Source organism: Photobacterium sp. BZF1 (assembly GCF_014349205.1).
Taxonomy (GTDB): domain Bacteria; phylum Pseudomonadota; class Gammaproteobacteria; order Enterobacterales; family Vibrionaceae; genus Photobacterium.
In genome coordinates, this window is the sequence record NZ_JACSOF010000078.1 from 1 (window position 1) to 12,620 (window position 12,620).

General features: G+C 44.8%; 9 protein-coding genes. 5 read left to right on the forward strand and 4 right to left on the reverse strand.

The annotated features are described in order from the left end of the window. On the forward strand, nt 1-851 hold an 851-nt coding region (locus BIZ37_RS17430; protein WP_187462558.1), incomplete at its 5' end, for a helix-turn-helix domain-containing protein. A 233-nt stretch (nt 852-1,084) separates the two neighbouring features. Here the strand turns inward: BIZ37_RS17430 and BIZ37_RS17435 are convergent. Next, nucleotides 1,085-1,582 (reverse strand): hypothetical protein, encoded by a 498-nt coding sequence (locus tag BIZ37_RS17435; protein WP_187462559.1) that lies wholly within the window; start codon nt 1,580-1,582, stop codon nt 1,085-1,087. Nucleotides 1,583-2,075: 493 nt separating this feature from the next. Beyond that, nucleotides 2,076-2,798, reverse strand: a complete 723-nt coding sequence (locus BIZ37_RS17440) for a GntR family transcriptional regulator (protein ID WP_187462560.1) — start codon at nt 2,796-2,798, stop codon at nt 2,076-2,078. A 286-nt stretch (nt 2,799-3,084) separates the two neighbouring features. Between BIZ37_RS17440 and mngA the strand changes: the two genes are divergently transcribed. From mngA to manA, 3 genes are all read left to right on the forward strand, one after another. Beyond that, entirely contained in the window at nt 3,085-5,022 is a 1,938-nt protein-coding gene (gene mngA, locus BIZ37_RS17445; RefSeq protein ID WP_187462561.1) for a PTS 2-O-a-mannosyl-D-glycerate transporter subunit IIABC, read from the forward strand. Between the two features lie 102 nt (nt 5,023-5,124). Beyond that, nucleotides 5,125-7,767, forward strand: a complete 2,643-nt coding sequence (gene mngB / locus BIZ37_RS17450) for a mannosylglycerate hydrolase (protein ID WP_187462562.1) — start codon at nt 5,125-5,127, stop codon at nt 7,765-7,767. Nucleotides 7,768-7,897: 130 nt separating this feature from the next. Further along, a complete protein-coding gene (gene manA / locus BIZ37_RS17455; RefSeq protein ID WP_187462563.1) occupies nt 7,898-9,085 on the forward strand; it encodes a mannose-6-phosphate isomerase, class I in 1,188 nt (395 codons plus the stop codon). A gap of 131 nt (nt 9,086-9,216) precedes the next feature. On the opposite strand, the gene BIZ37_RS30615 is transcribed toward manA, so the two are convergent. Then, on the reverse strand, nt 9,217-9,708 hold the full coding sequence (locus tag BIZ37_RS30615) for a type II secretion system protein (RefSeq protein WP_187462564.1): 492 nt from the start codon (nt 9,706-9,708) through the stop codon (nt 9,217-9,219). 210 nt (nt 9,709-9,918) lie between these two features. Here BIZ37_RS30615 and BIZ37_RS17465 point away from each other — a divergent pair, with 210 nt between their 5' ends. After that, on the forward strand, nt 9,919-10,128 hold the full coding sequence (locus BIZ37_RS17465) for a hypothetical protein (RefSeq protein ID WP_187462565.1): 210 nt from the start codon (nt 9,919-9,921) through the stop codon (nt 10,126-10,128). Nucleotides 10,129-10,234: 106 nt separating this feature from the next. Here the strand turns inward: BIZ37_RS17465 and BIZ37_RS17470 are convergent, their stop codons facing one another. Continuing rightward, on the reverse strand, nt 10,235-12,448 hold the full coding sequence (locus tag BIZ37_RS17470; RefSeq protein WP_187462566.1) for a hypothetical protein: 2,214 nt from the start codon (nt 12,446-12,448) through the stop codon (nt 10,235-10,237). Nucleotides 12,449-12,620: the final 172 nt, after the last annotated feature.

The following is a 12,620-nucleotide window of genomic DNA, read 5'->3' on the forward strand; positions in this document are numbered from 1 at the left end:
GGGTATGCCTTTCATGTGATAATTTTTCCAACAAACTAAAAAAGTTAAGAACTAGGAGAAAACTATCACAGCATGATTTATCTATTTCTCTATCAAAAAGTCATAAATTATTTGAAAATATAAATCAGCCAATGATTAGTAATTGGGAGAAGGGAAATAATTTACCATCTTTAACTAGACGAGTAGGAGTCGCAACGTATTTTAATATCGATTATAGTTACTCAAATTCAGAATTAAACCTTCTTAAGCGATCATTAAAAAATGAAATGTTTTATGATCCTCACTTAACGATATACCCGCTAAAAGTGAATAAGACGCAAGATCTTGATTGGGAGCTGCTAGATGAGGCAACTAAAGTTCAGATACGACATGCTTTTTTTGTAAGGCATAAAGATAAACTAGATGATTTTTTAGAAAGGAAGGGACTACGGCATGCAAAAGTAAAATGTTACTACCATGATAGTATGCTAGTAGGTCATGTTATGTATAGTCTGATTGATGGCGTTTTCTATTATATTTGTGCAGCAGGAATGAATTCAGATATACATAGTAGTGTTTTGGCAGAACTGGAAAATCTTTGTGAAGTTCAGATAATTGAAATGCATGCAACAATTCCTGCTATTAAGTATCTTCTATTATCAATTTATGGTGTTGTTGTTTCCCAAACAGAAGCAGCGGTGACATATAGGTTAAATAAAGGAGATTTTTTTGCGAACCCCTACATAAAAGCCTTATTCTTAAAAAAGCAAGATTTCATTTTGCTGAGTTATCAAAGTATGATAGATAACAGTAGTGAATTTGGAAATGGTACTAATAAGGATATAATGACGAAGGAGCATACCTTTGGATGATTTGATGTTGTTATTTGAATGATCGAAAGGTTTAATTATTTGATATAACATCTCTCGATTGATTTCATCGCCATAATTATGTTTATTTTCTATGGCCTTAGAAAAGTTTTTCTTTAAGAGGGAGTCATCTGGAATTCACTCAAAAATTTGTCATGTGCGTTACGTGGGTTTGACGGTATACAACCTGATAAAGTACTGTGTGTGATTTTTATTGGTGTCACTACAAAAAAGAGTTATACATTCTTTTCTTTTTTTGTTAATTGATATCGACTTACATTTTTCTTAATAATTTTGTTTCTTGAAATGTATTTCTGTCGGTGGCTTTTCACAGCATCTGTAAGTTCTTTTCTCGTATACCAATATTCATTTTTTTCCAAAATGCATTTTAATGCATTCGCTAAATATACAATTGTTTGATTTTCGTAAAGTGCTCCACAAAAACCACTTTCAATCCAAAATACAGATGATAGTAGGCAAGTTTTGTCTATGTTGATAACAAGCCAAGAGTTATTGTTAACTGAAGTGTCTATCTCAGTGACTTCCTGTGTCAGTATAGCTCTGTAATCAACGAGTAATATATGATTTTTCATATTATTTACCGACGATAAGTCACTTGTCACAAAAAATTGGCTGTTTTTGGGATAGAGCTCAGTGATAATGTTTTTAATAATTGAAGCTTGTTGTAAATCATTGCTTATTAAACAGAATAGGTATTTCCTTAGTGTTGACATAAGTTCCCTTATCCGTTTGTTTACTCACTTATGGGACTAGTATTATACGGCTAGTGAATAAATATCTATATCATTTACAAGGTTTTTGTTGATAATGATATATAGTGACTTTAATGTGTTTAAGCTTTGCTCTAGATCATACTTTAAGATCTATTCTTGTTTGGAGATTGCCTTACTAGAAATGCAGCTCACCACTGTAGAACTGACAGCAAAGAAAGTGTTTTGAAAGGGGAAATGTCTTAGCAAACCGTGTTACTACGTGACTCAGTTTTTATTATCCATGATCAATTTGAATTGTCTTAAATGTAGTTAACCTTCATTCTCACACTATCCTTTTGGGACTAGTGTCATTGATTTTTAGGGTGCTTTCTATGTCATAGAGAATGAATTTTTCAAGGATGAAATATGCAGGGAAGCTGTGATAGGAATTTGTGCTCTAGTTCATATTACTACGAACTAGAGCTGAGGTTATTTGATTTGACGCACAGGTCATTTAGTAATGATGATTACGCTTTGCCACCAAGGTGAACTTGTAATCCGATGACTTGAAGTAGTTCCGGCTGTACTCGAAAACTGTGCCATCTACTAAATAACCTCGGGTGATTTTCTCAATAATTGGCTGGTCAGCCGGTATGCTGAGTTGGTTCACTACTTCTTGAGGCGGCAGTACAGGAATGATTTCCTGCTCGCTGCGGTCAATAACCATTTTCTTGGTTCCCTCGATGAACTCGTACTTCGAGCCCTGCATCACTTCATAGGTGAGGTCCGGGAATAGCGAAAGGGGCATCCAGGTCTCTTCAAGGGTTACTGGGTTCTCGTCAATAAAGCGGACACGCTTGACGTAAAAGATCCGGTCTTCTTGATTGATTTCCAATGCCTCGGCAATCGCAGGGGCAGGGGTAGTGATTTCGAACGCAAGGATCTCACTGTGGGTTTTGACATCAAGGTGGCTAAGCTTTTCATAAAAGCTTGAGTACTCGTACATGTCGTAGTTGACCTTGTTCTCTTTCACATAGGTCCCACTTCCTTGGATGCTTTCCAGCACATTTTGCTCTACGAGTAGTTTTAAGGCTTGGCGAACCGTCACCCGGCTCACGGAGAAGGCTTCTCGCAGTTGTGCTTCAGTCGGCAAGGCCTCACCCGGCTTGTATTCACCGGATTGGATCTTCTCCTTTATTGCGTCAGCGATCTGACGATACATAGGAAGGCGTGCCACATCGTTCTCCTCTGGAAGGCAAATCTGTTAATTACCGCTTATAGTTAGGGCTTCAAGCTAGCCCTATACATTTATAGTTAGCTAATGCCTGTATTTTACCTGTATTTATCGCGTCATTCAAAGTTGTCATATACAAGCTGAACTGAAATTTAATACAATAATAATACCTATTTGTAAGGTTGTGTGAATGAGATCACAGAACACATCGTCAGAATACGTATCATATTTGTATTAATACAACTAAGGGCGATACACGCCCACCTGGATGACGGTACAGAGGACGACGATGAAACTGACTACCCTTACCAATAAGTCGCTGATTTCAATCCAAACGACATTTGAAAGTCGTGAAGCAGCGATCCATGCTCTGGCAGACAAACTGGATCAACAAGGCAAATTGCATGATAAGCAAGCTTACCTTGATGCAGTTTTTGCCCGTGAAGAGCAAGGCCCTACAGCGCTAGGTGAAGGCCTAGCTGTCCCACACGGCAAGACTGACGCGGTTAAAGAAGCCGGTTTTGCAGTTGCGACACTAAAACAAGATCTTAAATGGAAAGGCATTGATGAAGACGAAGATGAAGATGTAAACCTTGTTTTCCTGATTGCCATCCCAAATGCTGAAGCCGGTTCAACCCACATGCATTTGTTGACCGAGCTAACTACAACGCTGGTTGATGATGATGTTCGTGAAGCTGTTCTCAAAGCACAAAGTGCGGAAGAACTGATGACTCTTCTTGATGGTGCAGGAGAAGAGGAAGAACAAGACAACATTAATACAAATGAAAACAACCCAACTATCGTTTGTGTTACAGCTTGCCCTGCAGGTATTGCCCACACTTATATGGCGGCGGAATACCTTGAGAAAGCCGGCAAGAAAATGGGCATCAATGTCCACGTCGAGAAGCAAGGCGCCAATGGCATTGAAGGCCGTCTAACGGCTGAACAGCTTAACAAAGCTGATGCTGTTGTCTTTGCTGCTGAAGTGGCGATTAAAGAAATCGAGCGCTTCAATGGTATCCCTCGTGTAGAAACACCTGTAGCCGAGCCAATCCGTCATGCTGAGCGTATCTTGAACGATGCGATGGAAGCGGCGAAGCAGGGTACAAGTGAAGAGCGTGTTGCTGCCACGGAAGACAAACCGAAGAAAGTCCCATTCAAGACCGAGCTTAAGCAAGCATTGCTAAGCGGTATCTCTTTTGCAGTTCCTCTTATTGTTGCGGGTGGTACGGTTCTCGCGGTTGCCGTTTTGATTGCCCAGATTTTTGATCTGCAAGAACTCTACGCAACAGAAAACTCTTGGCTATATATGTATCGCAAACTCGGTGGCGGCCTGCTAGGCACCCTGATGGTACCGGTACTTGCAGCATACACCGCATATTCCCTAGCCGATAAACCGGCATTGGGCCCAGGTTTTGCTGCCGGCCTTGCTGCAAACATGATTGGCTCTGGTTTCCTTGGTGGTGTTGTCGGTGGTTTGCTTGCCGGTTACGTGATGCGCTGGGTGAAAGAGAACGTTCGCCTTAGCCCTGCGTTCAATGGCTTCCTGACATTCTACCTATACCCTGTGATCGGTACGCTGGTTGTTGGTAGCTTGATGCTGTTTGTTATCGGTAAGCCGGTAGCCATGCTGAACCAAGGTCTGACTGATTGGCTAAATGGCCTATCTGGCTCTAACGCACTACTGCTTGGCGCAATCATCGGTATCTTCGTATCGTTCGACTTGGGTGGCCCGGTAAACAAAGCGGCTTACGCCTTCTGCCTTGGTGCAATGGCTAACGGTGTATACGGTCCGTACGCAATCTTCGGCTCGGTGAAGATGGTATCTGCCTTTACAGTAACGGCGTCTACCATGATGGCACCACGCCTATTCAAAGACTTCGAAATCGAAACGGGTAAGTCGACTTGGCTACTTGGCCTAGCGGGTATCACTGAAGGTGCTATTCCAATGGCGATTGAAGACCCAATCCGTGTTATCGGCTCATTCCTTGCGGGCTCAATGGTAACAGGTGCCATCGTAGGTGCGGCGGGTATCGGTCTATCAACTCCGGGTGCAGGTATCTTCTCAATGTTCCTACTTCACGATGCGGGTATCGGTAGCTTCATGGCCGCGGGTATCTGGTTGGGTGCCGCGCTAATTGGTGCTGCTATCTCTACCGTGATGCTAGTGAGCTGGAGGGCACACGCGACAAAAAAGGGCACATTTAAAGTGACCGCTGACGCTTAATCCCCAACTAACGAATCACGTCACATTATTGACAACACTCTAAATCATCGGGTGCAGGGAATCTGCGCCCGACATTAAAGAAAGATTATCAGGTACATTATTATGGCTACTTCCCGCGTTCATATTACTCCTCACATGCACTGGGACCGTGAATGGTATTTCACTACAGAAGAATCACGAATTCTGCTAGTAAACAACATGGAAGAAATCCTGACTCGCCTTGAGTCAGATCCTGAATATAAATTCTATGTACTTGATGGCCAGACAGCTGTTCTGGAAGATTACTTCGCTATCATGCCTGAAAACGAAGAGCGCGTACGCAAACAAGTACAAGCGGGCAAACTTATTATCGGTCCATGGTACTCACAAACCGACACCATGCAGGTTGCGGGTGAATCTATCGTTCGTAACATGATGTACGGCATCCGAGACTGCATGAACTTTGGCGAAGCCATGAAAATCGGTTACCTGCCAGACTCTTTCTCGATGAGCTCACAGTTGCCAATGATCTACAACGGCTTTGGCATTGACCGCGCGATGTTCTGGCGTGGTTGTTCTGAGCGTCACGGTACCAACAAAACTGAATTTGTGTGGCAGAGTAACGACGGCAGCGAAGTGACTGCACAGGTACTTCCGCTGGGTTACGCCATTGGTAAATACCTGCCACAAGACGAAGAAGGCCTACGTGCCCGTCTGGACAAATACTTCCCAGTATTGGAAAAACCATCGGTAACTAAAGATATCCTGCTTCCTAACGGCCATGACCAGATGCCGATCCAGAAAGATATCTTCGAGGTGATGGACAACCTACGTGAAATCTACCCTGACCGCGAATTCAAGATGAGCCGCTTTGAAGAAGTCTTTGAGCGTATCGAAGAAGTTCGTGACCAGCTTGATACTGTAAAGGGCGAGTTCAACGACGGTAAATACATGCGCGTTCACCGTACGATTTCTTCTACTCGTATGGATATCAAACTGATCCACGCTGAAGTAGAAAACAAGATCGTAAACATCCTTGAGCCGCTAGCATCGATTGCCTGGACGCTGGGCTTTGACTATCACCACGGTCTGATTGAAAAAATGTGGAAAGAGAGCATGAAGAACCATGCCCACGACTCAATTGGTTGCTGCTGCTCGGATAAAGTACATGCCGAGATCCTAAACCGTTACATCCTTGCCGATGACATGGCGACTAACCTGATCAACTTCTACAAACGTAAGATTGTTGACCACATGCCAGCCCGTGAAGGTTGTGACAAGCTAGCGATGTTCAACCTATCGCCATACGACCGTGAGGAAGTGGTTAACACGACTATCACTATCCGTGCGCAAGAGTTCAAGATCTTCGATGAGCACGGCCATGAAGTCGAGTACTACATCCAAGATCAGCGTGTGATTGATCCAGGTAAGATTGACCGCCAGATCGTTCACTACGGAAACTACGACCCATTCGTAGAATACGATATTCAAATCAAGCACATCGTACCGGCAATGGGCTTTACCACGCTTCACATCGAAGGTAATACCAAAGGTAAAGTGAAGGTTGCCGAGCAGAAAGATTACCTGATGGAGAATGAGTTCTACCGTATCAATGTCAATGACAACGGTACGCTAACCATCTTCGACAAGGAAACTGAACAAACCTTCGATCAGGTGCTTCGCTTGGAAGATGGTTCTGATGACGGTGACGAGTACGACTACTCACCATCTCGTAAAGAGTGGCTGCTGTACTCTGATGAGTTCAAGGTTGAAACCAACATCAAACATGAAGGTTTCCAGTCAGTTGCCAGCATCAAGCTACGTATGGATGTACCTGACAACCTGCAAGCCCGTGAAGAGCGTACCAACCAAGATGGTTATGTGGATGTTGATTGCCAAGTGGTGCTAAAAGCAGGCTCTCGCCGCATTGAAGTACGCATGGAGCTGGACAACCAAGCTGACGATCATCGTGTACGTGTATTGGTTCCAACCCCGTTCGTGTCTAAGACTGTAGTCGCCGATAACCAATTTGGTTTGATCACCCGTCCAGTTAACGACCCAGAAATGGCAAACTGGGAAAAAGACGGTTGGAAAGAAGCGCCAGTACCTGTTTACCAGCTGATGAACTTTGCAGCGCTGGAGAGTGGTCAAGCAGGTATGGCTATCATGAGCAACGGCCTACGTGAGTTCGAGGTAATTTCTTCTAAAGGCAACGAAGAAAAAGATACCTTCGCGTTAACGTTGCTTCGCGGTGTGGGTGTATTGGGTAAAGAAGAACTTCTTCTGCGTCCTGGCCGTCCATCGGGTATCAAGATCCCAACGCCTGATTCACAGGTGCGCGGTAAGATCGTATGTAACTTCACCCTGAGTGGCTTTGTGGGCAACCACATTGAAGCTAATGTCATGGCAATGGCGCGTGACAATGTGACGCCTATCCAGTGCTACAACAAGATCCCATACAATGCGATGAAACTGAATGTGGGTGAGCAGAACCAGCCACTGACTTTCTCACTACTAGAGAAAGGCACGCAAGGTGCAGTGCTGAGTGTACTGAAGAAGGCGGAAGATGAGAGTGCGCTAATCGTGCGTGTTTACAACCCGTCGGAGACAGAGACCATTACTGACGGTATCCGCTTCAGCCGTCCTATCACTGAGTGGGTTGAAACTCGCATGGACGAAGTGGAGCTTGAAGAACAAGGCTATGAAGCCGGTCAGTTCGGCGAACTACGTCCTTGTCAGGCTAAGACGTTCCGAGTGCGTTTCTAATCTCATGCAATATGCTAGCAGGTTGTGATGAGCCCTGTTAGTGCCTGAGAGCTATTCGTTTTTTCTACGTGAAATATTTCCAACTTTCTGCCGGGCTTGCCCGGCAGCTTTTTATCCGGATAACGATGATATGTATAAGCTAGGTAATGTAATTCAAAACTATGCATGGGGCAGCAAAACTGCGATGACGGCCTTGTTCGGCATCACTAACCCAGATGACCAAGCGCAAGCAGAGCTTTGGATGGGGGCTCACCCAAATGGCTGCTCTCGCATTGTTTGTGAGGGCGAAAGCCAGCTACTTTCGGATGTGATTGAACAGTCACCTGAAACCGTACTGGGCCGTTATACCCACGATAAATTTGGCGAACTGCCATATTTAGTAAAAGTGCTGTCAGCCGCTAAGCCACTGTCAATTCAGGTACACCCGAAAAAATCAGCAGCCGAAGAAGGTTATCACCGTGAGAACCTTGCCGGGATCCCACTTAACGCTGCTGAGCGTAACTATAAAGATCCTAACCATAAACCAGAGATGGTTTACGCCCTGACCAACTATAAGGCGATGAACGGCTTCCGCGTGATTAACGAGATGGTAGAGCTTTTCGAGCAAGCCAATTGCCCAACGTTGGCAGAAGATGTTCAGGCGCTAAAAGCCAACCCAACGCCTATCCAGCTTTCAGCTTTCTTCCGTGAAGTGATTTCCCTTACCGGTGAGAAAAAGCAGGCTGCTATTGCCGAACTAATGGAAAATATCGGCTCAAAAGGCTTAACGACCGATGCAAAAGCTATTTTTGAGTTGATTGCTGGCTTTGCTAAAGAGTACCCAAATGATGTTGGTCTGTTTGCTCCTTTGATGCTCAATGTGATTGACCTAGAAGCTGGCGAGGCCATGTACCTTGATGCTGAAACACCACATGCCTACCTTGAAGGTACGGGTATTGAAGTCATGGCAAGTTCGGATAACGTACTGCGTGCAGGTTTGACGCCAAAGTTCATCGACGTTGAAGAGCTGCTGAAAAACACCCGTTTCGAACCAATCCCAGCCCAACACTTGAGGCTGAAAGGGCAGGTGAAAGACAACAAAATTTGCTACAACGTCCCAGTTGATGACTTCAAAGTGGATGTGATTACCTTGGTCGACAAACCGCAGACCGAGTTTGTCCGCAGTGCTGAAATTATTATGTGCCTTCAAGGTAAGTTGACGCTGGAAAGCGAAGGCGAGGAGATTAACCTGATTGCCGGTGAGTCTGCCTTTATTCCTTACAGCAGTCGTCAGTACAGTTACAAAGGTATGGGTAAAGCGGTTAGGACGTTTAATTAATCACTGGATGCCCCTCGCGGGGCTTCTTTGATTAGTTATGAGTTTATTGAAGTAGTTAAATGTTGGATAATTTATATAAACTCGGCTAGCTTTGATACAAAAGTAGATGGTAGTTTCATCACAAGGATATTTTAACAACCATCGTATTGTTTAATCACTTGTGTATCTCCTAATACAAATCCGTTCTTGTCATTGTCTTTAAATCGCCAAATGACGATTTTGCATTCATGCCTTCGAATCTCACTTGGTGCTTTCTCTTCGCCAAGGTAGACAGCAAAGCCAGTACCTTTTGATGGATCTAATTTTAACTGGAAAAGATTGAACCCATCCACATTCATAGACTCAGCAACATTGCTAACATCAAGATCCATCTGGTTCTGAACAACTGTAATATTAGTGCCAGGAATCAAAGTAGGAGTTATGGAGTGCTCTACACCTGCAGTCATTGCCTTAGATATTACAATTGAATTTGCAGCCTCAAACCCCCCAATAAACCCGTCTAAAGTCGCAATCCGAGCATCTCTTGGAGTGCTTAAAATACGTGGTGCGGCTGTAACCGCGATGATACCTAGTAGGACAATGGCCACAACCATTTCGACTAGTGTAAAGCCTTTATTATTCATTGTTATATGTATTAAGTGTCAACTTGTTGACGCAACTATACAATATGATGAAACAATGTAAACAGTGTTTTTTATTTTTAGGTTGAAAGGCAGAAATATCATTGGTGAATTGGGGAGTTTTACGTGTCCTGTGGCAAAAAATGCCTGTATGGGTTTACTTGTTGTATAAGCTATAACTTATGATGTCTTTATTGAAAAATGATGAGCACTATGAAAGACATAATCATAACTCCAGAGCAAGTCACTCAAATACGCGCAGAGTTTCACCAGAACGTTAAGGTTGAGGGTAGTGATCCATTTTTGGGGATAACACCTGAACAGCTCGATTACATCGCAGGAGTGGGCTTTTCACTGGTCATTGGCATGCTGGTGCTGGCTCTGTCGTTTGAGTGTATACGCGCACTCACAAGGAAAACTTAGGTGCATTAAGACATCGTGAGAGGCTGCGTATTTTCACTATGTTTAAATAAAAAGCCAGCATATATGTATGCTGGCTGATGTTTTAATTATCTAGAAACCTGAAAGTTTATAGTTTCGCCACACTCGCTATCGCTTCGCCATTGGCTGGCACTTCGTATACGACGTAGCTTAACTTCACGCCATTAATCTTTTTCTTCTTCGCTTTCATCGCCGTACCGTTTACGGTGATAGTGTCATGTTTGCCGTAGAAGCGCGCTTCCCACTCAAGAGGCTGCTCTGAAGTATTGGTCAAGCTGGTTTCTGTTAGCCCGTCATGGCGGATTGCTAGTTCGTGCTCACCCATAGGTAGGTAATCGACCGCCAACCATTCGACATCTTGCGGAAGGTGGGAAGCGGTGACCACGCGGTTTTCGGGCGCATTAGGCTCAATACCCATTAGACCTTCAATGGTGTTGGATATGAAGGTGAAGGAAATTTCAGGGTAATCGCCATTGGTGCCTTGGGTTGGGCGCTCATGGGGCAGATCCTTCTTGTTGATGATGTAGTTCATCCATTTCCAGGCTTCCTCGTTTTGGTTGTATGGGAAGTAGGTTTCCGGAATATAGGTATAGGCCTCAATATTGTGCGGCGCTTCTGGGGTAGAACCAATGCCTTCACCAAGGTTGGCCGAAATGAAATCGAGGTATTTGTTATTGCGCTTACCCGGCTCTGTAATGAGTTTCATCGGCATGAACCAGCTGTTTTCCTTACCGAAATCATTCAGGCGCAACCCGTCTTTCTGGATGATATTGACGTAGTTGTCATTCGGTTTGGCCGGATCTTTAATACTCCATTCTTCGTTGAAGAAGCGTTTTAGCTCAACGGCTTTTTCCTTCCATTGGTCAGCGAGGTTATCTTCGCCTCGGGCACGGAGCATTTCGGCGTAGGCGACCGTAGCTTGGTATTGTGAACCGATGCCGTCACCGGCTTCAATCGGAAACTCCCCGCGTTCGTTGTAGGTGGCGGAGCCTTCGAAGATCCCGCCGTAACCCTCGGCGATACCGTTCGGCTCCTGATCATCGTGCAGCGCGATATAGTCAGTCAGTACCTTGGTGTAGAACTGCCAGAGGTCTGGATCGTAGATGTAGCGGTCATCGCCGGTCCAGCGGTATTGCTCGAGGGCTTTTTCGACAAACTCGAACTGGGCCGGGACTTCACGGACGAAGTAATCGTCATGGTGGTAATCAATCGTGTGTGGTGTGCCGTCGAAGTTAATCGCCCATAAGGTGTACCATTTGCGCGGCTCGGTTGAGTGGCGGGCAAACGTCTGGAACATTGAAAGGTTTTCAGCGCCTAAACCGGCAAGCCAACCCCCGCTAGCTTGGTGAAGAAAATCTCGTGAATAGAAGGCAGTACGATCAAAGTAACCAGCCCAGTAAGAGGGGATGTAATCTGCCGTACCGCTGCCGTCGTTGTTATTTTCGTCGCGGTTAACAAGGCCGCTTTGTCCGGTCATGACAAACTGCTTGGTCTTATCGATGGCCCAATTGAAGGAATCTTCCAGTGCTGCGTTGGATGAAGCGATAGTCACTTCTTTTTCGCTTTCAATGGCGGTAACTTTCCACTTTTCTGCCTTGCCCTTTTCATTGACGACATAAACAGAGACCGGTTTGGTAAAGTCAACAATATCGCCTTGGCGCAAACTGGTTTGGCTCTCGGGTGAGGCCAGCAAGTTGCTGATGGTTAGCTGGCTAAGATCTGTCGCATAAGGCACGCTAAATTCGATCCGCTGCTTGTTGCGGTTGATTGTGGTGGTGCCAGATTGTTCCGCCACGTTAAACTGGACGATCTGGTTGAATTTCGGTTGCTTGTCTTTCTTCGACTTGGTCAGTGAAACGTTATCAATACTGACTGCACTTTTGTCCGAACCCGAGAAAAATACCGAGAGGATCTCGCCTTGCTCGAGGGCGATATGCTTGAGTTTGTTGAGGGAATACTCTTTGTTTTTGCCAATCTTACCCGAGATTAACACTTCGCCGGCAAGGTTTTTCAAACCGAACTTCCCGCCTTGCTTATCGCTTTGGATAAACGCAGAAAGATCATAATAGGCGGTTTCCGGTACGGTAATGATCTGGCTAATGTGGTGCCCTGCACCAATGGCAATACGGCCACGGTAAGTGCCATCAAAAGCACCGTCACTGCGGATGTTGGCAAACCAATAACTCCAGCCCAAGCCCTTATCTTCAAAGCCAGGGTTATTAATAATATTGTGTTCACTGGCATTAGCAATGCCACCTAATAGGATACCTGAAAGTACTACTGCCAAAGCGGTGGGTTTCATATTGACCTCATGTCTTGTAGTTGTCGTTTTGTTCACGTTGGCAGTTATCTTGGCATGGCGGTTCGGCTGAAATCGTCACGATTAATCACTCAGGTATCCCATATCCTAAGATCGTGTGAGCGGGTTAACGCTATCGGTTTCTGTGACAAGCTGCTCAGTTTTTGTCGGCAAT

Bases quoted from the DNA above. Each gene is read 5' to 3' on its own strand.
- BIZ37_RS30615 (WP_187462564.1), bottom strand. From the start codon at position 9,708: ATGAATAATAAAGGCTTTACACTAGTCGAAATGGTTGTGGCCATTGTC.
- BIZ37_RS17470 (WP_187462566.1), bottom strand. From the start codon at position 12,448: ATGAAACCCACCGCTTTGGCAGTAGTACTTTCAGGTATCCTATTAGGT.
- manA (WP_187462563.1), top strand. From the start codon at position 7,898: ATGTATAAGCTAGGTAATGTAATTCAAAACTATGCATGGGGCAGCAAA.
- BIZ37_RS17435 (WP_187462559.1), bottom strand. From the start codon at position 1,582: ATGTCAACACTAAGGAAATACCTATTCTGTTTAATAAGCAATGATTTA.
- mngB (WP_187462562.1), top strand. From the start codon at position 5,125: ATGGCTACTTCCCGCGTTCATATTACTCCTCACATGCACTGGGACCGT.
- BIZ37_RS17465 (WP_187462565.1), top strand. From the start codon at position 9,919: ATGAAAGACATAATCATAACTCCAGAGCAAGTCACTCAAATACGCGCA.
- mngA (WP_187462561.1), top strand. From the start codon at position 3,085: ATGAAACTGACTACCCTTACCAATAAGTCGCTGATTTCAATCCAAACG.